At 39.2% G+C, this 22,686-nt stretch carries 27 protein-coding genes; 10 read left to right on the top strand and 17 right to left on the bottom strand.

Features of this window, described 5'->3' with window-relative positions; translation table 11 throughout:
• Window positions 1–96: 96 nt before the first annotated feature.
• Together rpsU and I593_RS10945 are read left to right on the top strand one after the other, a co-directional pair.
• Complete coding sequence (gene rpsU / locus I593_RS10950; RefSeq protein WP_001136722.1) at window positions 97–312, top strand: 30S ribosomal protein S21; 216 nt, start codon at window positions 97–99, stop codon at window positions 310–312.
• A gap of 37 nt (window positions 313–349) precedes the next feature.
• Window positions 350–796, top strand: coding sequence for a GatB/YqeY domain-containing protein (locus I593_RS10945; protein WP_016167638.1), 447 nt, complete (start codon window positions 350–352; stop codon window positions 794–796).
• A 69-nt stretch (window positions 797–865) separates the two neighbouring features.
• On the opposite strand, the gene I593_RS10940 is transcribed toward I593_RS10945, so the two are convergent.
• The 14 genes from I593_RS10940 to I593_RS10875 form a co-directional block, all read right to left on the bottom strand.
• Complete coding sequence (locus I593_RS10940; protein WP_016167637.1) at window positions 866–1,231, bottom strand: hypothetical protein; 366 nt, start codon at window positions 1,229–1,231, stop codon at window positions 866–868.
• A gap of 71 nt (window positions 1,232–1,302) precedes the next feature.
• Window positions 1,303–1,668, bottom strand: coding sequence for a GFA family protein (locus I593_RS10935; RefSeq protein WP_016167636.1), 366 nt, complete (start codon window positions 1,666–1,668; stop codon window positions 1,303–1,305).
• Window positions 1,669–1,711: 43 nt separating this feature from the next.
• Complete coding sequence (locus I593_RS10930; RefSeq protein ID WP_154653740.1) at window positions 1,712–3,115, bottom strand: M48 family metalloprotease; 1,404 nt, start codon at window positions 3,113–3,115, stop codon at window positions 1,712–1,714.
• Window positions 3,116–3,235: 120 nt separating this feature from the next.
• Window positions 3,236–4,201, bottom strand: coding sequence for a 2-hydroxyacid dehydrogenase (locus I593_RS10925; protein ID WP_016167634.1), 966 nt, complete (start codon window positions 4,199–4,201; stop codon window positions 3,236–3,238).
• Window positions 4,194–4,886 carry a hypothetical protein gene (locus I593_RS10920; RefSeq protein ID WP_016167633.1) on the bottom strand — a complete coding sequence of 231 codons (693 nt, stop codon included), beginning with the start codon at window positions 4,884–4,886 and terminating at the stop codon, window positions 4,194–4,196. The genes I593_RS10925 and I593_RS10920 overlap by 8 nt, the downstream gene beginning before the upstream one ends.
• A gap of 97 nt (window positions 4,887–4,983) precedes the next feature.
• Window positions 4,984–6,834 carry a M48 family metallopeptidase gene (locus I593_RS10915; protein WP_409360593.1) on the bottom strand — a complete coding sequence of 617 codons (1,851 nt, stop codon included), beginning with the start codon at window positions 6,832–6,834 and terminating at the stop codon, window positions 4,984–4,986.
• A gap of 130 nt (window positions 6,835–6,964) precedes the next feature.
• Entirely contained in the window at window positions 6,965–8,506 is a 1,542-nt protein-coding gene (gene purF / locus I593_RS10910) for an amidophosphoribosyltransferase (RefSeq protein ID WP_016167631.1), read from the bottom strand.
• A 24-nt stretch (window positions 8,507–8,530) separates the two neighbouring features.
• Window positions 8,531–9,115: a CvpA family protein gene (locus I593_RS10905; RefSeq protein ID WP_016167630.1), complete on the bottom strand. Its 585-nt coding sequence runs from the start codon at window positions 9,113–9,115 to the stop codon at window positions 8,531–8,533.
• Window positions 9,112–10,122: a quinone-dependent dihydroorotate dehydrogenase gene (locus tag I593_RS10900; protein ID WP_016167629.1), complete on the bottom strand. Its 1,011-nt coding sequence runs from the start codon at window positions 10,120–10,122 to the stop codon at window positions 9,112–9,114. Before I593_RS10900 ends, I593_RS10905 begins: the two co-directional genes overlap by 4 nt.
• Before the next feature lie 90 nt (window positions 10,123–10,212).
• Window positions 10,213–10,692, bottom strand: a complete 480-nt coding sequence (gene gspM / locus I593_RS10895; RefSeq protein WP_016167628.1) for a type II secretion system protein GspM — start codon at window positions 10,690–10,692, stop codon at window positions 10,213–10,215.
• A complete protein-coding gene (gene gspL / locus I593_RS10890; RefSeq protein WP_026441042.1) occupies window positions 10,692–11,834 on the bottom strand; it encodes a type II secretion system protein GspL in 1,143 nt (380 codons plus the stop codon). Before gspL ends, gspM begins: the two co-directional genes overlap by 1 nt.
• A 27-nt stretch (window positions 11,835–11,861) precedes the next feature.
• Window positions 11,862–12,317: a phosphoglycerate mutase family protein gene (locus tag I593_RS10885; protein WP_016167626.1), complete on the bottom strand. Its 456-nt coding sequence runs from the start codon at window positions 12,315–12,317 to the stop codon at window positions 11,862–11,864.
• Between the two features lie 113 nt (window positions 12,318–12,430).
• Window positions 12,431–13,504, bottom strand: a complete 1,074-nt coding sequence (locus tag I593_RS10880; protein ID WP_016167625.1) for an NAD(P)H-dependent glycerol-3-phosphate dehydrogenase — start codon at window positions 13,502–13,504, stop codon at window positions 12,431–12,433.
• A gap of 29 nt (window positions 13,505–13,533) precedes the next feature.
• Complete coding sequence (locus tag I593_RS10875; RefSeq protein WP_016167624.1) at window positions 13,534–14,109, bottom strand: nitroreductase family protein; 576 nt, start codon at window positions 14,107–14,109, stop codon at window positions 13,534–13,536.
• Window positions 14,110–14,306: 197 nt separating this feature from the next.
• Between I593_RS10875 and I593_RS10870 the strand changes: the two genes are divergently transcribed.
• On the top strand, window positions 14,307–14,684 hold the full coding sequence (locus I593_RS10870; protein WP_026441043.1) for a hypothetical protein: 378 nt from the start codon (window positions 14,307–14,309) through the stop codon (window positions 14,682–14,684).
• A 78-nt stretch (window positions 14,685–14,762) separates the two neighbouring features.
• On the opposite strand, the gene rhlB is transcribed toward I593_RS10870, so the two are convergent.
• Both rhlB and I593_RS10860 read right to left on the bottom strand, forming a co-directional pair.
• The gene (gene rhlB, locus I593_RS10865) at window positions 14,763–15,914 is read right to left on the bottom strand and encodes an ATP-dependent RNA helicase RhlB (protein ID WP_016167622.1); all 1,152 of its coding nucleotides are present in this window, start codon (window positions 15,912–15,914) and stop codon (window positions 14,763–14,765) included.
• A gap of 98 nt (window positions 15,915–16,012) precedes the next feature.
• Window positions 16,013–16,225: a cold-shock protein gene (locus I593_RS10860; RefSeq protein WP_005177104.1), complete on the bottom strand. Its 213-nt coding sequence runs from the start codon at window positions 16,223–16,225 to the stop codon at window positions 16,013–16,015.
• Window positions 16,226–16,609: 384 nt separating this feature from the next.
• Here I593_RS10860 and I593_RS10855 point away from each other — a divergent pair, with 384 nt between their 5' ends.
• The 6 genes from I593_RS10855 (at window position 16,610) to I593_RS10830 (ending at window position 20,147) form a co-directional block, all read left to right on the top strand.
• Window positions 16,610–16,843, top strand: coding sequence for a sulfurtransferase TusA family protein (locus I593_RS10855; RefSeq protein WP_016167621.1), 234 nt, complete (start codon window positions 16,610–16,612; stop codon window positions 16,841–16,843).
• Window positions 16,844–16,984: 141 nt separating this feature from the next.
• Entirely contained in the window at window positions 16,985–17,854 is an 870-nt protein-coding gene (gene rpoH / locus I593_RS10850; protein ID WP_016167620.1) for an RNA polymerase sigma factor RpoH, read from the top strand.
• Window positions 17,855–17,991: 137 nt separating this feature from the next.
• On the top strand, window positions 17,992–18,357 hold the full coding sequence (locus I593_RS10845; RefSeq protein WP_016167619.1) for a DUF423 domain-containing protein: 366 nt from the start codon (window positions 17,992–17,994) through the stop codon (window positions 18,355–18,357).
• 25 nt (window positions 18,358–18,382) lie between these two features.
• The gene (gene thiS, locus I593_RS10840) at window positions 18,383–18,580 is read left to right on the top strand and encodes a sulfur carrier protein ThiS (RefSeq protein WP_016167618.1); all 198 of its coding nucleotides are present in this window, start codon (window positions 18,383–18,385) and stop codon (window positions 18,578–18,580) included.
• A gap of 12 nt (window positions 18,581–18,592) precedes the next feature.
• Window positions 18,593–19,378, top strand: a complete 786-nt coding sequence (locus tag I593_RS10835; protein WP_016167617.1) for a thiazole synthase — start codon at window positions 18,593–18,595, stop codon at window positions 19,376–19,378.
• Window positions 19,379–19,457: 79 nt separating this feature from the next.
• Complete coding sequence (locus I593_RS10830) at window positions 19,458–20,147, top strand: hypothetical protein (RefSeq protein ID WP_016167616.1); 690 nt, start codon at window positions 19,458–19,460, stop codon at window positions 20,145–20,147.
• Between the two features lie 46 nt (window positions 20,148–20,193).
• On the opposite strand, the gene gstA is transcribed toward I593_RS10830, so the two are convergent.
• Window positions 20,194–20,805 carry a glutathione transferase GstA gene (gene gstA, locus I593_RS10825; protein ID WP_016167615.1) on the bottom strand — a complete coding sequence of 204 codons (612 nt, stop codon included), beginning with the start codon at window positions 20,803–20,805 and terminating at the stop codon, window positions 20,194–20,196.
• 226 nt (window positions 20,806–21,031) lie between these two features.
• Here gstA and I593_RS10820 point away from each other — a divergent pair, with 226 nt between their 5' ends.
• Window positions 21,032–22,480, top strand: a complete 1,449-nt coding sequence (locus I593_RS10820; RefSeq protein WP_016167614.1) for a SulP family inorganic anion transporter — start codon at window positions 21,032–21,034, stop codon at window positions 22,478–22,480.
• The last annotated feature ends 206 nt before the right edge of the window (window positions 22,481–22,686 follow it).

The following is a 22,686-nucleotide window of genomic DNA, read 5'->3' as shown; positions in this document are numbered from 1 at the left end:
TTGTGGTATGAGATGTAAATGAGTAAAATACTGACCTTCACTTGTGATCAAGGCAATCAAGCTGAGATCTTATCCATAACTTAATGAGGATTCTTCATGCCACAAGTTAAATTGAAAGAAGGCGAACCAGTAGACGTAGCTATCCGTCGTTTCAAACGTTCTTGCGAAAAAGCAGGTGTTTTAGCTGACGTTCGTAAGCGCGAATTCTATGAGAAACCAACTCAAGAACGTAAGCGCAAAAAAGCTGCTGCTGTTAAGCGCTACCAAAAGAAATTGGCGCGCGAATCAGTTCGTACTACACGCCTTTACTAAGATTAATTTGTGATTGATTGACGACTTGGAAAAATAAATGACTACTTTAAAAAACCAAATAACTGAAGTTTTAAAAGCCACTATGCGTGCTAAAGAAATGGATAAGTTAACGGTCATTCGTAGTCTACAAGCAGCAATCAAGCAAATCGAAGTCGATGAGCGCAAAGAGCTTGACGACGCTCAAACTCTTGCGGTCATTGAAAAGCAAATAAAGCAACGTAAAGAATCGATCAAAGCCTTTGAAGGCGCTGGTCGTGATGATTTAGCTAGTAAAGAACAAGCCGAAATTGACGTTTTATCTCAATTTCTACCAGAAGCTATGACTGAGGAAGAGCTTGATTCTATCATTGAGCAAACAATTACTGCTCAAGAAGCTACTAGCATGAAAGATATGGGTAAGGTGATGAACTCTCTGCGTCCGCTCATAGCCGGGCGCGCCGATCCTGCTCTCGTTTCTGCTAAAATCAAAGCGAAACTCGCTTAATCTTTCAAAAATATTCTTTCTTTATCGTTGAACTGCCTTAACAATAAGACAGTTCTTAGATAACAGCATTTAAGTCAAATTACACTGCACATTATATTTCTTCAAAATCATCATTTCTTTCGATGACATTACTTGTTGAATCACATCTTGTTTAGTTAAATTTCGATATTGCGCATCAAGCGAACTTCTATTCTTATCCGCCGCTATATATAGCTGATCTACATAACGCCCCATAATTCCACAATATCGCATTTGCTGTTCAGCAGTAAAACTAGTTTGCTGCGGATTAAGTTGCGCAAAGAACTGTCGAATATCCGCTTTGTAATTACGATTAATTTTATCCACCGTAACCACATAATCTTCGACACTCGCAAAAGCCGAACCACAAGAAACAGCAAGCCAAAGTGCTGCTAAAAATTGAACTTTATTCTTCATGTGAACCATTAAAAATCAAAACATGATTGACCGCCATCATACAGCGCCTATTATAGCAAAACTAGCATCGTTTATTTAATTTGAATAAATTCAGGCTTATATTGCTTATATGCTTCTTCAGTTGGTAGGGGTATTTGTCCTACAGTGACCGTACCCAGTCTTAGCCGGATAATATCTGGCAAATCTACACGATAGGAAAAAATTGGGCTTCCACATTCCTGACAAAAAACACGAGCTTTGTTCGGGCTATGGAAATACTCTTTTAGGACTTTCACACCACGTACAATTTCAAACAACGACTTCTGCAATGGGCTATTCCAACCAGCAAAACCCCCTTGGGCTTTTTGACAATGCTGGCAGTAACATAAAATTGATTTCTCAATTTCCCCATGATATCGGTAACTGACTGTACCGCATAAACACTGCCCCTCTATCATTTTATCCTCCTATTATTCTTATAATTTATAATCTATTCATACACTAAATTCTGAGCTGACGCTCCTTTTGCATTTGATCAATACGCTGTTTTAACTGTGCGGACATTGCAACATTATCCTTTGCCAAGCGCTGTGCATGCAATAATGATTTTATTGCACCTTCTTCCAAGCCACTCCAATACTCAACTTCAGCACGATAACGCAATACATTCACTACTCGGAGTGGTGAAGCCACATCAATATTCGCAGACTGTTGTAGTAAGTTCCATCCCGTAATATCACGTGGGTTTTGATTCACAAAATTTTGCACTAAGTTAGTGGCTTGTGCGGGTTGCTTTTGACGAATCAATACTTCTGCCAGTTTATATGCCAAAGCACGATTCTCAGGCATAATTCGCGCGGATGATGCGATCGCCTGATAAGCATCATCTAATTTATTTTGACCAAGATAAACATCTGTTTGAATTAAAGTCAGTAAATTATGTAACTTATTTTGTTTTTTGAGCTGATTGAGCTGTGCTTGTGCCAATACATAATCACCCTGCTGATTATAAAACGCCGCTAAAGCCAACTCTCCTGCAAAGCTTCCTTGTTTTGCAAGGGTTTGCAATTGTAATTCAGTCGCTTGATTGGTAATAACTAAAGTATACCATTTTAAAATTTCAAAATTTTCATCACGCATACTGCCTTTAACTTGAGGTAACTGATTCGCACGTAAACGCGCTTCACTCATACGCTCTGTAGTTAAGGGATGGGTTAACCAAAAATCTGGCAAGAAACTGACTCGACTGGTTGCTCGGTGCATCACCTCAAAGTAATCTGCCATGCTTTGTGGGTTATAGCCCGCAGCATACATATACTGCATACCTATACGATCAGCTTCACGCTCTTGATTTCGACTGTACGTCAGTTGTTGATCCATTAACGCAGCTTGAGAACCCATCATCACCGCAGCCCCAGCATTGCCGTCTGCCTGTGAAGCCACCAAAGCCCCAACAATAATACCCGCTAAAGCCAATAGACTCTGCCCTTTAAATGCATCTTGGGAACGACTGTAATGTCGTTGTGTAACATGCGCAATTTCATGTGCCATCACCCCTGCAATTTCATCCATATTGCGCGCAGAAGTAATCATGCCTGTATTTAAAGCAAATAAGCCCCCAGGCACAGCAAAAGCATTAATTTGAGCATCATTAACCAGAACCAAACCAATGGGCTGCCCCAACTGAGTTTGACTTAAAATATTTGAAAATACTGATAAAAGCTGGTCTTCAAGCCACGTATTATGCGCAATAGGTAATTGATGCTGCACTTCACGATAGACTTTTTCACCAATCATTTTTTCATTTTGGCGATCAATTAAGCCTATCCCACTTCCAATTTCGGGAACATTAAACTGAGGAGAAGATGAAAAGTGCGCTGTATCAGCCCATGCGATATGAGCCATTGCACACAAACTACCAATGACGAAAAACCGTTTCAATGTTACATCTCAAAATATTATTCGTTCTGAACAGACTATAACATTGAAACAACTTATGATTTGCAATGATGTGTTATCAATATTTTAAAAGTCAGGATTCACCAAATAGCGTGGTTGACGTCCATCTAAAGCATCGACTAAATTACGATAAGCAAGCTCAGCCATTTTCTTCCGCGTCTCTGCTGTTGCAGAACCTACATGTGGCAATGTCACCACATTGTCTAACTGAAACAGTTCAGACGTTTGAAGTGGTTCTTTCTCGTAAACATCCAAACCCGCAGCAAAAAATTTATGATCTTTCAATGCTTGAATTAATGCTTGCTCATCAATCACTGAACCACGCGCGATATTCACAAACACCGCATGCGATTGCATTAAATCAAACTGCTCGGTAGAAAGTAAGGCTTTTGATTCAGCATTCAGATCAACTGCAACCACCACAAAATCCGACTCTTGCAACAGTTGCTCTAAAGAACGGTATTGTGCATTGAGTGGCTGTGCCATTTCTAATTTTTCGCGACGATTATGGTACAAAATATTCATATTAAAGCCATATAAACCACGACGAGCGATTGCTGCTCCAATATTACCTAAACCAATAATTCCTAAAGTTTTCCCATGAATGTCTTGACCAAACTGCGCTTGTGATACTGTACGCTTCCATTCACCACTTTTAGTCCAATGGTCTAAATATGGTACTTTACGTGCTGCACTCATGAGCAAGGTAAATGCCAAATCGGCGGTAGTTTCTGTTAATACATGTGGTGTATGACTTAACCAAATATTTTTTTGATTCAGATAATCTACATCGTAGTTATCATAACCAACACTAACACTTGAAATAATCTTGAGCTGTTGCGCTGTCGCCAAATTACTTTGATTGAGCAATCGACCCGCACCAATCATACCGTCCGCATCTTGAACATGCTGTTGAATTTGTTGATTCACATCACCCTGTTTAGGGTCTATAACCACAACATGGTATTGTGCTTTTAAGCGAGTTAAGATTTCAGGGTCAATTTGGCTAAAAACAACAACTTTTTTATTCATCAGTCATCCGTGTATTGAGTGATTTTTGCGTAAACTGCCACAAACGTTTTTTCAAAATTGGCTGATCAAGCATTTCTTGCAAACTCGCCAATTGATGCAGATCTACTTGTTGTAAATGAGGTATCTCTCCCAATGCAATCAGATCTTTGTCTACCCCCATACCATCAATAAATCCCTGAACATAACTGGATGCTCCACGGCCATCTTGCATTTCAGCTAACGGAAATGGCCATTTCAACTCATGATATTCGGTGGGTATGGCACGTTGTATATTTAACCATAATTCTACTTGCGACTCGCTTAAAGTAGAAGCATCTACCACAATCAAGCATGATGCTGAACTGATCGCCTGCAACTCAAATGCCTCAATCTGAATCGCAGCTTGAGGAACAGCTTCTAACGGTTCAATTGAGACAACCTGAGTATTTTGATGGCGACTTTCTTTTTCAGTTTCAACAAACTGAGTTAATGTCGAATCAATTTCACGAATATCTGGTGGACTAAAAGCTGGGACCTCAATCTGGTTTTGAGGCAGTTCTACCATTACTTCTGGTAAAGCCTGATCACGCCACAAAGAAGATGGCTGAGTTTGCTGCACGCGAACGCTATGATTAGGAATCCAGATATCGATTCCCATCGTTGCCAATATATCTCGCTGATGCCCCATCATGCCTGTGTTCAACATTTCAATCTTTAGCGCTATTCTAACGACATTCGCATCATTTTGCTGTGCTTTATTAAAGCGCTCACCAATATCTATCAGATCTGCACTTATATCCCAATCACATAATCATTAAACTATTTTTCTTTTGCATTTGCTCAACGATTTCTGCAGTTTCAAAGCCAAAACGCCAATATAATAATTCTAAAACATCCAATTCATCTTGGGTAATAATACGATCATTCCAAAGACATAATTCTGCTATTCCCAAAATAATTAGGCGATCACGCAAAAGCAATCCCGAAATATCATGCACGATTTCTGCAAGATCAATCGGCTCATCAGATATTTCTTCGTAGATATCAAGCTCATCTACCGTCAGGATTTTTTTTAATATACGCTCACGAACAGTAAGCTGGTTATCACTATTAATCTGCTGCACGTGCAGCAAGGCATCAATCAAACGAACAATTTGCGGCTTCACTTCATCTAAAGCTGTTGGAGTATGCGCAGGCAATAAGTTTAGTTCATATTTTACCCGCTCAAGTAATAATGCATCTAATAGTCCAATCTCGCCATCTTCTTGAATAATGAGTGCCAACTTAGTGACAAATTGACGAGCAATAGTCGCTGGCATTCCACCAATATTAGCACATGCTTCATGAAAAATAGATAAATGCACACGTCCATCCAAATGAAGCAATGCTTCAATAATTGCACGGCTGACTTCTGCTTCGGCTGGAATAAACTCGCGATATTGACGAATCATGAGAATCGCAACCATCACCTCACGTGAGCCTGTCGCTGTTTGTAACGCTCGCTCAATCAACTCTGGACGCTGCATAGAGCTCCGCACTTCGGGATTCAACGGCTTGATTGCATCTTTAATAGCGAAACTAATGGGAGATAAACGCAAGAGAGGCAAAGGCTGAGGTGAACTCCAAGGCGTATGGTATTCAGCATTAGTTTCTTCTAACGGGCGAAACAAACCAAATAAGGGCTGATTTTTTAATCTTTTTAGATTTTCTAGCTGTAAATCCTGCACCAACCCAGGATTCATTTCATAAATCCGCTGCTCAATACTTGGATGAATATTCATCCAACTTTGCGGACTTAGTGAATTAGCAAAACACATATGTGAAATTGATTCAGAATATTCACTATGAATTTGCGAGCCTGCATGATGAACATAAATACGTAAAAGCGTCTGGATATTGGCGCTATTTTGAATCAGTCGCTTGGTTTTCAAATCATTTCTAAAGGTACGACTACCTAAAGTTAAATACTTAATAAATCGTGTGATTAAGACACCCAAACTTCCTGCCAACCAAATGACACCACCCAATGCCACTAAAATAGTTTCGAACTTCTGGGGTTGATTATATCCACGACGACTAAAGCCTAATTTCGCAACCTTACTCCCCCACTGACTAAAAGTGGTTAAGCCACTGTATAAAATTTTTAGACGGGTGTTGTCCGCAGTTTCCCCAGATAAAATTTGATTAAACTCATGGCTTAACAAACCAAATAACTCAGATTCATCTAAGTTTTGTAAAGCCCCCCAAGTCAGAATAATCGCGATATCACGAGGCAAAAAGCCTGCTGTAAGTGCATTCACCCCAACTTCATCAGGCAACACATATACAGCTGGTGTATCAATAAGGAAACGCTCAGAAAGTTGCTCTGTAATCTTTAGTGCAATAAATTCTTCTGGAGTGCTTTCTATCAGACTCAGTCTTCTTGCACGTAATTGTTTTGCCAGCGAGTGTCCACCTGAACGAAACACATAAAATTCATACAGAATAGACGAGCCAATAATCAGTAACAGTAAAATAATGACGTAGGGACTAAGCTGATGCCAAAAAATAGATTGTGATTGATCAAAATAATAAACCAAAAGCCCCAAAACAGTATTGAGAATAAACATAGTCAAAAGAACAGCCAAAGCACAAATACTGGCAGTCCACATCATATTTTTATTTTTGATCAAAAAGCCACCTATTTCTTTCAATGTAAAATTCCTTTATTACATTGTAATTCAGCCACATCATAAATGAAAAAGGCGGGAAATACCCACCTTTTTCATGCAAAATCATTGAAAATTATTGCTCGGTCACACCTGTTAAATCAACAGATGCAGCATCAATATTCACATCAATATAGCCATCTTTCGATTTCTTAGCTGTATCGCTACGCTTTTGCTCCAATTCATCTAAATATGCTGCATCAATACCACCAGCCACATAAACACCATCAAATACAGAGCAATCAAAGTCTTGTAAATCAGGAACCTTACTGGTGCGAACCGCAGCTTTTAAATCTTCCAAATCTTGGAAAATTAAACGATCAGCTTCAATAATCTCACGAATTTCTTCGACACTACGCTCTGATGCAATCAGCTCTTGTTTCGCCGGCATATCAATGCCGTACACGTTTGGATATTTCACCATTGGTGCCGCAGAAGCAAAGAATACTTTTTTTGCACCAGCATCACGCGCCATTTGGATGATTTCATTACACGTTGTACCACGTACAATCGAGTCATCCACCAGCAATACATTTTTATCTTTAAACTCAAGTTCTACAGGGTTCAATTTTTGACGAACTGATTTTTTACGCTGTTGTTGACCTGGCATAATGAAGGTACGACCGATATATCGGTTCTTCATAAAACCTTCACGGAATTTTACACCAAGAGTATTCGCCAACTCTAATGCTGAAGTACGTGATGTATCAGGAATTGGAATCACCACATCAATGTCGTGCTCCTCACCCCATTCGCTAAGAATTTTGTGTGCTAACTTCTCACCCATTTTTAAGCGAGCTTTATACACTGAAATACCATCAATAGTTGCATCTGGACGTGCAAAGTACACATATTCAAAAATACATGGGCGATATTGTGGGGTTTCCGCACATTGCTGTGTAAAAATTTCGCCATCAGCATTAATGAAAATTGCCTCACCCGGCACAATATCACGCTCAACTTTAAAACCAAGCGCAGTAATTGCTACAGATTCAGAAGCAATAATATATTCTTTCTCGCCCGTTTCTGTTAAACGTGAACCGTAAATGAGTGGTCGAATACCATTTGGATCACGGAAACCAACCAAACCCTGACCCGTAATCATGGCAACAACACCATAAGCACCTTTACAACGCTCATGAACACGTGAAACCACATGGAAAATATCTTCTGGCGTCGGCTCTAACTTACTGCGCTTTTGCAATTCATGCGCAAAAACATTCAGTAAAACTTCCGAATCCGAATCAGTATTCATATGACGCAAATCTGTTTTAAACAAATCGTCATGAATTTCTTCGGCATTGGTCAAATTACCATTGTGCGCCAAAGTAATACCATAAGGAGAGTTTACATAGAATGGCTGCGCTTCTGCACTGCTTGAAGAACCCGCAGTTGGATAACGCACATGACCGATACCATAATTACCAAGCAAAGCTCGCATATGGCGAGTATGGAAAACATCACGTACCATGCCGTTGTCTTTACGAAGAAATAAACGTCCTTCATGGCAAGTTACGATCCCAGCAGCATCTTGTCCACGATGTTGTAACATCGTTAATGCATCAAACAACATTTGGTTAACGGGTGATTTACCAGCTATACCAACAACTCCACACATAGCAACCTCGCAGACAAGCTAGGATTAATAAAAAGGATTATTTGTTGAATTGCCTGAACGCGAATGATCTTTTGGCGCTGGTTCAGACAAAGAGTGAGAAGATTTCTGAGCATCTTCCGACTGAATATGTTCAAGCGCTTCGTGCGCTGCATCTTTAGACAACTGGGCAGCCCAAGGCGCATAAGGCAATAAAGATTGAACCATTTTGGATTGCTTCCAATGTGGAGAGCTTTCCACCCATGGACTTAAACCTTGCATTGTAATTAAAACCACCATCAGTCCTTTGAGTGTGCCAAATGCACCACCCGCAAGACGATTAAACGGACCTAACTTCAGGGTACTTAAAACACTATTCAACAGTGCTGTTGCGAGCCAAGTTAGAACAACAATGAGCAACACAATAAAGGCAAACGCTGCAATTTTCTGAACCACTGGATCTTGACTGAGAGCACCCATTGAAGGAGCGATGATAGCGGCATATTTTGCACCGACAATCAGTGCAAAAATCCAACCCACCAAGTTCGCAAAGGCTTTAACAAATCCTTGTCGCAAACCGTTTAGCCCTCCAATGAGCAAAATGATCAGTATGAAGATATCAATGGTATTCATTTTGCAAGCATAGCATCAACACAATCTTTAACCAGTTTAGGTCCAGTATATATAAGGCCACTATACACCTGTACAAGTGTTGCGCCTGCATTTTGTTTTACTAGTGCTTGTTCGCCTGCCAAAATTCCACCCACACCAATCAATGGCACTTGACCATTTAACGCTTGAGCAAACGCAGATAGACATGCCGTACTCTTCTCAAATACAGGCGCACCAGACAATCCACCAGCCTCATCACCTTGTGGTAAATTTTCTACGCCTTCACGAGATAAAGTCGTATTCGTGACAATTAGCCCATCAATTTTATTCGTAATTAATTGTTGCGAAATGAAGCTAATATCTTCAGGTGTTAAATCTGGCGCAACTTTCAATACTAAAGGCACATAATGCTGATGCTCATCGGCCAACTCAAGTTGACGTTTCTTCAAAGTCACCAACAAGTCAGTCAGCGCATCACCACTTTGTAAACTACGTAGGTTTTTAGTGTTCGGAGAGGAAATATTTACGGTGATATAAGACGCGTAGTTATAGACTTTTTCTAAGCAAATGAGATAGTCGTCAACTGCATTTTCGACAGGTGTATCAGCATTTTTACCAATGTTAATTCCTAACACACCTTTAAATTTAGATGCTTTTACGTTTTCAATTAGTTGATCTACACCATCATTATTAAAACCCATACGGTTAATAATGGCTTGTGCTTGCGGCAAACGGAAAAGACGAGGTTTGGGGTTACCTGCTTGTGGACGCGGAGTGATCGTTCCAATTTCAATAAAACCAAAGCCGAGAGCAGCCAAGGCATCAATATAAGCACCATTTTTATCTAAACCTGCCGCTAAACCAACAGGGTTTGGAAATTCAATACCCATACAAGTCACAGGCTTTGCTGCAACATGTTGGCGCATCATTCCCATCGCATGGGCTGATTTCAGCAAGGACAATGTTAGCTCATGTGCACGCTCTGGTGCTAAAGAAAACAACAAAGGGCGGGCTAGAGAATACAACATATCTAGAAAAGTCTACTGCTTTTTAGGTCGGTATATTATAGGCGTAGCCCACCAAAAACGCCATGCTTGGCAACTGTTTATTTTGACCTATTATTGTAGTGTCGCTGTTAATTTAATCTGTCCAGCATTAGACTGAAGTTCCATTTTTTCAATGCTTAAACCCATCTGGGCTAATTGAGTGAGAAAATTCGCCAGAATAGAATAATTTGCATGACTCACAACAACTTGAATTTGCTCCCCTACTTGTTGTGAAGCAACCCCCAATCCTTGTTGTTGCGCAGCACGCTGTACTTTTTCAGCTGCGCTGAGTTGCACATCCCCTGCCGGCTTCATGGTGACCGCATTACTTTGCATCCACACCACTAAATCTTTCAACTCGCTCACCCTTTGCTGTTGATATTCTGCTGCTTTATGCATATACCATAAAGCAGATCCCACCGCTGCAACCAGTACAAAGACCATAGTAAAAATGACCATGACGCGCTCGCGAACAGACAAACGCTCTAGATATTGTGTGAATTGCTCAACCCAACCATCTAATCTATTTTGAAATTTTTCTATTGTACTCATTATTGTATTTTCACCGAACCAATTACCCCAGAACCATTTGGCTGAATATTACCAAGCTCCACTTTAAAGCCTTGTTGATTCAATTGCTGTGTCAAATTTTGCAATACTACCGATGAATTGGCTTTTAAATCTAAATTAAGAACTGATGCATCATACGAGACACGATCCGCAATAATTTTATTCTGCATCAATACTGGACCAACACGACTCAATAATTGTAGTCCTGCGTTTTGCCCCATTTGATTGGTCCGCATCTGAAACTCAAATTGACTTTTCAGCGTCTGCTCAGTTACTGGATAATTTTGTCCAAACCAATATTTAAATTGCGATACTGCTTGCAGTGCTGTTTCATCAGCCACCTTTTTATTTTTATACCAGCGACTTGCATCGTAACCAAATTGAACAATTAAAATTGCAAATAAAACAGCTGCACAAGCTTTCCAATAACCAGAAATTTTTGCTTCCGATTTCAACTTTGGTAAAACATTAAAAGGATGTTGTTTCGGCTTTTTCAGTTCCGTGAAGTGATATTGAAATCCATGAATCTGATCTTGCGTTACACGAGCCTGCAAACTATTTAGTTGTGCTGTATTTAAATTAGAGACGGTATAAAGTCGCGACACCTCTTGATAATCTAAATAAAGTGGCAAGTCATCAATAGAACACCCCATCCATTCACTTTCTCTTGCCAATAAACGTCCATGCAAATCCAACAAAACTGTTTCATCTGCCTGTTGGGGTGGTGGTGCTGCATAAAAGTCAGGAAGAAGTGCAGTAATTTTTGTAGGTAATAAGGAAAGCGAATGCTGCCATGTTTCTACCAAATGCTGAGAAACGCCCAACAATGTGAGTTGATCTGGATTTTGAAAATGATACAAGATTTTCATACTATCGACAGGGAATACAATATATTCCTCTAACAGATACTTAATACCTTCTTGCCCCAGTTGTTTATAATTTGCCTTACTCAACTGCTGTTGTAACATTTGCACATGGCGGCTTGGAAAAAAAACAGTCGCTTCTTGAGCAGCAAAAGGCTGCAAATCTTGAATCAACTGTTCCAAACTCAAAGCGCTTTGCCAGAATTCCCCTTGCGACCATTGCCATGCCTCATTGGCTTCTGGCATCCATATATACAACATTTATTTTTATCTGCCGTTTAGAATAATTTAAGCTTGAGGAATAAAGCGATTTTGAACCGTTGATAAACCTGCTGCAATCACACTTTGATCATAACAGCGGGCTTCTGCCAACGAAAAAGGATGAAAAGGCTCGGCCGTCAACAATTCTTCTATATGTGCCACAACATTCATATGGCAAACCACAACAATTGACTCATAAGGCAAATGCGACAACCATTCTACTGCTACACGCGCATCATCATCTGGTTTAATTGCATTACAAAGTAATACTGGCACACCTTTAAAATGCGTTTGGATATGCGCCAAAGTTTCTTGTGCCCTTAATAATGGACTCACAATAAAAATATCAGGTTGCACAACATCTTTTAAATAATCTGCTGTTTCTTGTGCCTGTAAATGACCACGTGCAGTAAGTGGTCTTTTCATATCATTACCGTCAATTGCTGGCGCGGCTTCGCCATGACGAACCAATGTAAGTAACATAAAATTTCCTTATTATTTCAGAACACTCAGCAGCATGATCAAATTAAAATTCTGCAGGCGTCTAATTTTCAAGTATATACAAGATTTATGACAATTCTAACGCGTTCAATTCATCAAACTTCATGGTGAGGCAGTACGAATTCTACATCACTACGGTGACCATTCTTCATTAATGAAACTGCAATAGATAAGGGCGGAGCACCTTCAAAAATAACATCATACAATGCACAGGTAATTGGCATATAGACATCCAACTCTTGCGCTCGTGCGCGAACTTGAACAACTGTATTAATCCCTTCTGCGGTTTGTCCTAATTCCTTGGTAGCTTGCTCCAAGCTTTTTCCCTTTCCTAAAGCATAGCCAATCTGATAGTTACGACTCAGTGGGCTATTACAAGTTGCAAATAAATCACCGACCCCAGACAACCCCAAGAAAGTTAATGGATTCGCACCTAACTTCACTGCAAAGCGACTCATTTCAGCCAAAGCGCGAGTTAAAATCATACTTTTGGTATTTTCACCTACATTATAAGCAGCCGCCATCCCCATTGCGACTGCATAAATATTCTTAAGTGCACCACCTAACTCTACTCCATGCACATCATCACTAGCAAATACACGAAATAAGGCGCTGTGTAAGGCTTGCTGTACAGCATAGCGTACTAATTCAGAGTCACTCGCAATAACGGTACCCGCAGGTTGTCCTGCAACTATCTCTTTTGCCAAGTTTGGACCTGAAAGCACACCAAAAGGAATTTCTGGTAATTCTTGCTGAATAATATCGCTCATAAAGCAAAATGTTTTCGCTTCAATCCCTTTAGTTAAAGACACCACAGCTTGTGAGCTAATAAATGGACGAATCTGCTTAAGCACATCGCGGAATGAATGACTTGGAATGGCAACCAAAATAATATCGCGATCACGTACCGCTTTTTCTAAATCTGAAACAGCAACCAAATTTTGTTCTAATTGAAAATCTGGTAAATAACGTTGATTTACGTGAGTACGGTTAATTTCTTCAGCAATCGCTTCATCACGAATCCAGATCATGGTATCGCAACCATTCCGCACAGCCGTATTGGCCATTGCTGTTCCGAAACTACCCCCACCCAATACCGTGACACGTAAAGCAGTTTTGCGGTCAATATTTACAGGTTCTACCAAATCACTAAAGTTTAATTCAGACATTTATTTTTATATCCCAAAATGGATCTAACTTATTTATTCCAAGTACTTACATAGTCGGCAGTATTTATTTCAGCCCGGGCAGGAATTGCCTTTGCTGCTGTACCGACATAAATAATCCCTGAAATAAGATCATGCTCCGTTAAGCCCAAGGCCTGTTTTAATAATTTTGATTCAATAACCGCACCACTTCGCCACATGGTCGAAAAACCTTGCGCTTGTAAAGATAGTAAAAAGTTTTGAATTGCTGCACCTGTACTTAAAGTTTGCTCAAAATTAGGAACTTTTATATGTTCTTGAAACTTGGTTAGCGCGAGTACCAGCAAAGGTGCGCGAAATGGATGATTCTTAACTCGATTAAGTTGAATTTGATCTTGCTCGCCCAAGTCTGCTAATGCTTGAGACAATAATTGCCCAAATGCTTCACGTTGCTCTGACTCTATCACTACAAATCTTGTAGGCTTTAAACGATGATGGTCAGGTGCTGTTAATGCTGCCTGAAATGCCAACTCCAATTGCGCTGCATTAGGCGCAGGCTCAACAAGATGTCCAATTGACTGACGTTGATGAATATTTTGATGAACAAGGTCAACTGTTAAATCCGTCATTGATTCAAAGATCTATACATAAATACTTCAGCAAGAGTATCACAATATTTTCATATTACTCTAGCCAACTGAATAAATTGTCACTTCAAAAACTCTTTTCACATTGCAATAAAATAAAACTGCATTTTTTATACAGCATCCGCAGCATGATCATGAAACCATTGCCTCAGAGGTTTCTTATAATGGATGGGGAAAATATGAATAAAATTTTAACTTTAGGCACAACTGCATTATTCACTATTTTATTAACTGCATGTGCATCCACACCCACCTCTTCTACGGTAATTCAAAAAGAAAACAATCAATTTGAAGTTACAGGACTAGGTAAAACCAATATTATCGCTAAAAACAATGCGATTGAAGCTGCAAACAAGACGTGTAAAAACTCAACGCTTATCGTCGTTAGTGAAAAGACTGAATACAATGGTGCCTTAAAAGGTGTTTTTGATGAAAAAACTGGGCAAATGATTCAATCGGCTGCGGATGTGATCGGCAGTATTGCAGGTACCAATACAAGTATTGCCAAAGATACAGATTATCAGACTGTTTTGACTTTTTATTGCAAAGCAAAATAACACCGTCCAATTCAACGTCTAAATAGAATAAAAAAGGGTTAGCTTTAATGCCAACCCTTTTTTAGATTCAATATGGAATTAACAATACCCTTCCAAACGGGTTAATGGTAACTTCTGACCAATTGCTTTTTCAATTTCAGGTAAATGGAATGCATCATCTTCAGAAAGGAAGCTGATACTCACCCCACGCGTACCCGCACGTCCTGTACGTCCAATACGATGTACGTAATCATCAGACTGTTCTGGTAAAGTAAAATTAACTACGTGTGACACACCATCTACATGGATACCACGCCCTGCAACGTCTGTTGCAATCATAATATTATGCTGACCATTCTTAAACTGGTCTAACATTTTCAGACGTTTGTCTTGAGCAATTTCGCCCGATAACATCACTACTTTATAACCATCGCGTTTTAAGGTGTCGTATAACTTACGAACTTGATCACGACGGTTGGCAAAAATCATGACTTTTTCAATCGGCTCGTCATGTAAAATGTCTTGTAGCAATTTATATTTATCAGACTTTGCAACCATATACACACGTTGTTCAACATCTGCATTAGTTTTCTTTTCAGGTTCGATTTCTACCGTCACTGGCTCAAATAACCATTGTTGAGCCAAGTTGAGAACATCATAACTAAATGTTGCAGAGAACATGAGGGTTTGACGCTGTTCTTTACGTGGTGAATAACGCACAATTCGCTTAACTGAAGGAATGAAGCCCATATCCAATAAACGGTCTGCCTCATCAATCACCAAAAATTCTATTTGATCTAACCAGACTTCTTTTTGCTCTACAAAATCAATCAATCGTCCTGGTGTAGCCACAATAATATCAACAGGTTTTTTGTCGAGTTGTGCTTTTTGTTTATCAAAATCCACACCACCCAGCAAAGTCACTAAATGTAGTTCAGTAAACTTAGTTAAATGTTTCGCATCACTTTCAATTTGTAAAGCCAATTCGCGTGTAGGTGCCAAAATTAATGCACGTGGTTCACCACGGAAACGCTGTTCCTTAATTGGATTATTAAGCAAATCATTGATGACACTGACTAAAAACGCAGCCGTTTTTCCTGTTCCAGTTTGTGCGCGACCAATCGCATCATGCCCAGCCAAAGTAAATTTAAGCACCTTTTGCTGGATTGGCGTCATTTCCTTAAACCCTAAAGCATCAATCGCTTGTTTAAGTTGCGGGTGTAAATTTAGGGTTTCAAAACCAGATGACATAAATACGTGCTCAAATTAATGAATATTGAAAAACAGGGTCATTATAAACAAAAAACGCCCCAATATACATTGAGGCGTTTCGAAGAATCTTTAGCGTATTAGTCTAAAGGTTGAACTTCTTCAGCTTGGAAGCCTTTTTGGCCTTTCACAACGCTGAATTCAACACGTTGGCCGTCACGAAGTGAACGGTGGCCTTCGCCTTGAATAGCACGGAAGTGAACGAATACATCGTCACCGCCATTGCGTTGAATAAAACCAAAACCTTTAGTGTCGTTGAACCATTTAACTACGCCTTGTTCACGAGCTGTCATAAGTTAATCCTCATTGTATTTAAAAGAAGGACCACCCGGTGTTGCAAACAGCAGAGCAAACAAGGTTTAAAAACATTTATTATTTCTAAGCTTGTAATCATTCTGTATAACTATTAACAAAATCCCGGTTACATCCATTTGTAGAGTATGGGTTTAAAACAATTTATAGTTGTGTTAAATCCTCAATACGGCATCGAGCTTAACATGGGTTTATGACAATTAATAGAATTTTTTTTACTTATTCCATATCAAATTTAGTATTTTTTTTTCGATACTTATTTATGACCAATATAAACATAAATATAGTTTTACTGTGATTTAAGTTGGGGTTTGGCATTAAATTTGCTAATATTTGGCGATGTATCCTGATATTTCTCACTTCATATGTCGAATCAAAGCGAATGTGACCTCATTATTGATGCAATGGGTAAACCTTGTCCAATGCCATTACTCATGTTGAAGCGTTCTTTAAAAAATTCGCCGCATGGTCGAGTCTTACTAAAGTCCTCCGACCCACATAGCCAAATTGATGTAACAAGGTATTGCCAAATGCATCAAATGACCTGTGTAGTGCAAAAAATTTCAGAGCATGAATACCATTACTTAATTGAATCTTAATTATTTTCAATTAAACTAAATGGTTTCAATTTGGCATAAAAAATTACATAACACTACCCAAATTTCCTTAATGTGTGAGCGTATTGGCATTAAGATGAAAGGTAGTGGAACATCAATGTCCAATTTTATTAAGGAGTACCTATGAGTGACAGCAGCAATCAATTGATGCCCCTGTCATTATCTGCACCAGGTGTAAACCTTGGGGCATATATTAGTACTGTCAATCAGATTCCAATTTTAACAGCCGAACAAGAAAAAGAGTTGGCTGAACGTTACTACTACGACCAAGACCTTGATGCAGCCAAAATGCTGGTAATGTCACATTTACGTTTTGTCGTACATATTGCACGTAGTTATGCAGGTTATGGATTGCCTCAAGGTGATCTTATTCAAGAAGGTAACTTAGGCTTAATGAAAGCCGTAAAACGTTTTGACCCCAATATGGGCGTACGTTTGGTCTCCTTTGCGGTGCATTGGATTAAGGCTGAAATCCATGAATACGTCATTCGTAACTGGCGTATTGTCAAAATTGCAACGACTAAAGCCCAACGTAAATTGTTTTTTAATTTACGCAGTCTAAAAAAATCAAGCAAAAAATTGACGCTTGAAGAAGCGCAATCGATTGCAAACGATTTAAACGTGACTCCAGAACAAGTTCTTGAGATGGAAGGTCGTTTAACTGCTTATGATGCTGCATTTGAAGCACAGGGCGATGATGACGATGAAGGTTCAACCCATGTCGCGCCTGCTTTATATCTAGAAGATAATCGTTACGATCCTGCTCGCTTAGTAGAAAGTGAAGATTACGAAGAACAAAGTACCTCTGCTTTACATGAAGCCATGGAGCAACTGGATGATCGTTCACGCAATATCTTACAACGTCGCTGGTTAGATGATGACAAGTCTACCTTGCACGAATTGGCTGCTGAATATAACGTCTCTGCTGAACGTATTCGTCAATTAGAAAAAAATGCGATGGAAAAAATTAAAGTCGCTATGTCATCCAATTAAGTTTTCTGTTTTTAAAAGGCACAATTTCAAATTGTGCCTTTTTTACATTAACGCTTTGACAATGTCACATTTCGCTTTTTTACCTCAGAGAGAATATGCTAAGGTTATGGGCAAATTTGTTCAGGTCATCACGACTTATGTGGATTGCAATCTCTGCACTTAATTTAGCAATTGCTGTCATGTTAGGCGCTTTTGGTGCACATGGTTTAAAAGCGCGTGCAACTGAGGCTCAATTGACTTGGTGGCACACTGCAACAGATTATTTTTTCTATCATGCCTTGGGCTTATTGGCGCTCGCCATTTTGGCAAAAGTCGTTCCCCAACTTCCTATTAGAATGAGTTTTACTCTTATTCAAATTGGAATTTTCTTCTTTTGCGGCTCATTGTATGTCATGGCTTTGGGATTACCTCGCGGCTTAGGTGCCATTACCCCTATTGGTGGTGCGCTCATGATTGCTGGATGGCTGATTCTGGCTTGGAATGCTTTCAAATACGCCAAATAAAGTCGCAATTTTTTGGGAATGAAACATGCAAATTTTTCTGAATGGTGAAGCAAAAGACACCACGTGCTGCAATCTTTTACAACTGGTTCAGGAATTAGAACTCGAAGGCAAACGCTTTGCAGTTGAACAAAATGAAATGATTATTTCTAAATCCAAACTCGAACAAACCCCAATTTGTGATCAAGATCGCATTGAAATTATTCACGCCGTTGGTGGCGGCTAATTCGGAGCTCCCATGGAAGACACCCCTCTTATTGTTGGTTCAAGAACCTTTAACTCACGCCTTTTGGTGGGTACAGGTAAATATAAAGATTTAAATGAAACTGATTTAGCCATTCAAGCCAGTGGTGCCGAAATTGTCACGGTGGCAATTCGTCGTGTGAATATTGGGCAACACCCTGATCAACCCAATTTACTTTCTGTGATTCCACCAGAAAAATATACCATTTTGCCGAATACAGCAGGCTGCTTTGATGCAAATAGTGCAATCCGTACTTGTATGTTGGCTCGTGAACTGTTAGATGGTCACAATCTGGTAAAACTGGAAGTTTTAGGGGATGAAAAAACTTTATATCCGAACATTACCGAAACCTTAAAAGCAGCACGCACACTGATTGATGATGGTTTCGAGATTATGGTATACACCTCGGATGATCCTATTGTCGCGCAAGAATTAGAAAGCATGGGTTGCGTTGCAATTATGCCTTTAGGCAGTTTGATTGGTTCTGGTTTAGGTATTTTAAACCCGCATACCATTTCAATTATTAAAGAAAACGCCAAAGTTCCAGTGTTGGTAGATGCTGGTGTAGGTACAGCCAGTGATGCTGCAATTGCAATGGAATTAGGTTGTGACGGCGTACTGATGAATACTGCGATTGCTGCTGCTCAAAATCCAATTTTAATGGCGTCTGCTATGAAAAAGGCAGTTGAAGCAGGACGTGAAGCATTCCTTGCAGGACGTATGCCACGTAAACGTATGGCAAATGCTAGTTCCCCTGAAACAGGTTATTTCTTTAAATAATACTGCACTTAAAATGGATTCTTCGGAATCCATTTTTTATACTTTCTATAATCTTTTTATAATAAAAGTTCAGAACATCATGCTAAAAAATATACTTGCTCTTACACTCGCAGCCTTAAGTTCCTCAGCATTCGCAGCTTCAGAAACTTCTGGTTATTCAAAGTTTGTGCCACAAGGTTGGAAAATTTTGAAAACAACCACTGGGGATTTGAACCGTGATGGTCAGAATGACACCATCTTGGTTATTGAAGAAAACAATCCAGAAAATGTGATCGCCAATGCTGGTTTAGGCAGTTCTGTACTCAATACCAACCCCAGAACACTGCTTGTTTTATTTAAGACCGCTTCAGGTTACCAATTAATAAGTAAAAATGAGCTATTGCCTAGTGAGAACGATGCCGAATCCCCTTGCCTTGCAGACCCATTAGAAGATGGCGGTATTACCATAACTAAAGGCTTGTTAAAAATAAGCCTACATTATTGGTTAAGCTGCGGTTCTTGGTATGTTACCAATAATAGCTATACCTTCCGTTATCAAAATAATAATTTCAATTTAATTGGTTTTGACAGTAATGATTTCCATCGTGCCTCAGGTGACATCACCGAAAAGAGCATTAATTTTTCTACTGGCAAAGTGAAAACTACCACAGGTAAAAATGAATTTGCAGACACTTCACAACCTGTGAAAGTTCAGTGGAGCAAACTTAAAAATAAATATCAGATTCAATTACAAGACATAGATTTTAGTGAATATGCTGAATATCAATAAAAAATGCCTCTTCACGAGGCATTTTTTAGACCAAACTTTTAGGCAATTATGGAATTAAGCCTTCATCACGCATCGCCATTTGTACAGACTGGCGCTCTGCGACTTTATGACGTATGCCAATAATGTTCTTATAAGGTGTTAAATCGTGCTCAATCGAATTTGACCAATTTGTTAGCACAAATAAATATGCATCTGCTGGCCCAAAATTATCATCGACCAAGTAGTCATGATCAGATTCAGCAATGGCGTTATCAATATAGGTCAATAAGCGATCAATTTCTGCATAAGCCTTGGTTTTAGCCTCTTCCGATAAAGGTCCACCAAAGAATACAGCATAGGCATCATGCAACTCAGAGTTGAGGTAGCCCAACCATTCCAGCACTTTGGCACGACCTAAACCTGATGGTGGAATTAAATCCTGCTTAGGATCATGCTGAGCAAGGAAAGGTAAAATTGCCACATTTTCAGTCAGAATTAACCCAGGATTAATTTCTAAGGCAGGAACATAACCTTTAGGGTTAATTGCATAATAATCTTCACCTTTTTCTGTTTTATGGGTTTTTAGGTCTACGCGAACCAGATCAAAATCGACATTAATTTCATTTAGAATAATATGAGATGCCAGTGAACATGCGCCTGGGGAATAATAAAGCTTCATATATAATCCTTGTTATCTAACTTTTCACTTTTTTAAATTGCTTCTGACAAACTTTCAAGCGATCAGACCTGTAAATTGCAAAAACGTAACCATTCTATAAAACATATAAAAACAATTACCTTTTGAATATTGTTCAATTTTTAATTTTTTTCAAGTTAATCCTGTGTGCTTTTTTATTGCTAGATGTTTTAACATACACATCCTTTAAATTTTATGAAATGCCATAATGATTAACCTTAAAAAATCAGAATGGTTATCCAATATTCGTACTGATGTACTTGCAGGGATTGTGGTTGGTTTAGCCTTGATTCCTGAATCTATCGCCTTTTCTGCTATTGCCGGTGTTGATCCTCAGGTTGGTTTATATGCTTCGTTCTGTATAGCCGTGAGTATTGCCTTTTTTGGTGGACGCCCCGCCATGATTTCTGCGGCAACAGGTGCAATGGCATTGCTGATGATTACCTTGGTCAAAGATCATGGGTTACAGTATTTATTTGCGACCACCATTTTGACAGGTTGTATTCAGATTATTGCTGGCTATTTTAAAGTCGCAAAATTGATGCGCTTTGTCTCTCAATCTGTGGTCTATGGTTTCGTAAATGCATTAGCCATTTTAATTTTTGTCGCACAGATTCCTGAAATACAACGCATGGACTTTATAGGCTATAGCTTTGTGGCTTTAGGTTTAGCTATTGTTTATCTATTTCCATATATCCCCAAGATTGGGAAATTACTGCCTGCACCGTTAATCTGTATTATTTTACTGAGCTTAGTCGCGCTATTATTTGGTGCAGATATGCGAACTGTCAGTGATTTAGGTCAATTTCCAGATACGTTGCCTGTCTTTTTGATTCCAGATATTCCACTGAATCTTGAAACCTTAAAAATCATTTTTCCTTACGCAATAACCTTGGCCACAGTTGGCTTACTCGAAACCATGATGACCACCACCATTGTAAATGAAGTGACAGGAACTGAAGGTGATCGTCATCAAGAATGTCGCGGACAAGGACTTGCCAATATTATTAGCGGCTTTATGGGTGGTATGGCAGGTTGCGCCATGATTGGTCAATCCATCATCAATGTGAGTTCTGGTGCTCGTACACGACTTTCTACCTTGGTGGCTGGTGTATTCTTGCTCTGTCTGGTTGTTTTTTTAAAAGGTTGGCTGGCTTATATTCCAATGGCGGCACTGGTTGCGATTATGATTATGGTGTCCTTTACCACCTTTAACTGGGACTCAGTCAAACAATTTAGTAAACATCCGAAACAAAGCAACATCGTGATGCTCAGTGTAGTGCTCATTGTTTTAGCAACGCACAATTTGGCTTTAGGAGTCTTTGTTGGCGTCTGCCTTTCTGCGCTCTTTCTTGTAAATAAATTGGAAAGTGAGGTGAAAGTTACATCTAAATTGATTAACGCTGAAACTTTGCAATATCAAGTTTCAGGGCAGATTTTCTTTAGTAGTGCCGAAAAATTCTATCAATTCTTTGATTTCACAACTTCAGCCAAACATGTGATTCTAGATCTGAGCCATGCTCATGTCTGGGACATTACTTCGGTGAATATGTTAAATACTGTGGTACAAAAATTTCGAGATCAAGGCATTGAAATTGAAGTCCTCGGTTTAAATGAAGCCAGTAGTACGTTGATTGACCGCTATAATCCACTTTGATGTTTCTATCTCACTAAAGAGCTGTTTATTCAGCTCTTTTTATTCGCCCTTCAAATCACCTATAGATTTCATTCAATAAATGAACTTTATAATTCGATAAAAGTCGAAAAAAAGAGATTTGAAAAACTCAAAAACAATTTAATTGCCGAAATAACGGTAAATAATTTGACTTGCTAGTCTTAGGATTTAAAATACCGCTTTCGAAT

The organism is Acinetobacter tandoii DSM 14970 = CIP 107469, from assembly GCF_000400735.1.
Taxonomy (GTDB): Bacteria; Pseudomonadota; Gammaproteobacteria; order Pseudomonadales; family Moraxellaceae; genus Acinetobacter; species Acinetobacter tandoii.
The sequence above is the reverse complement of the archived record's forward strand: the minus strand, read 5'-3'. Positions and strand labels throughout refer to the sequence as shown.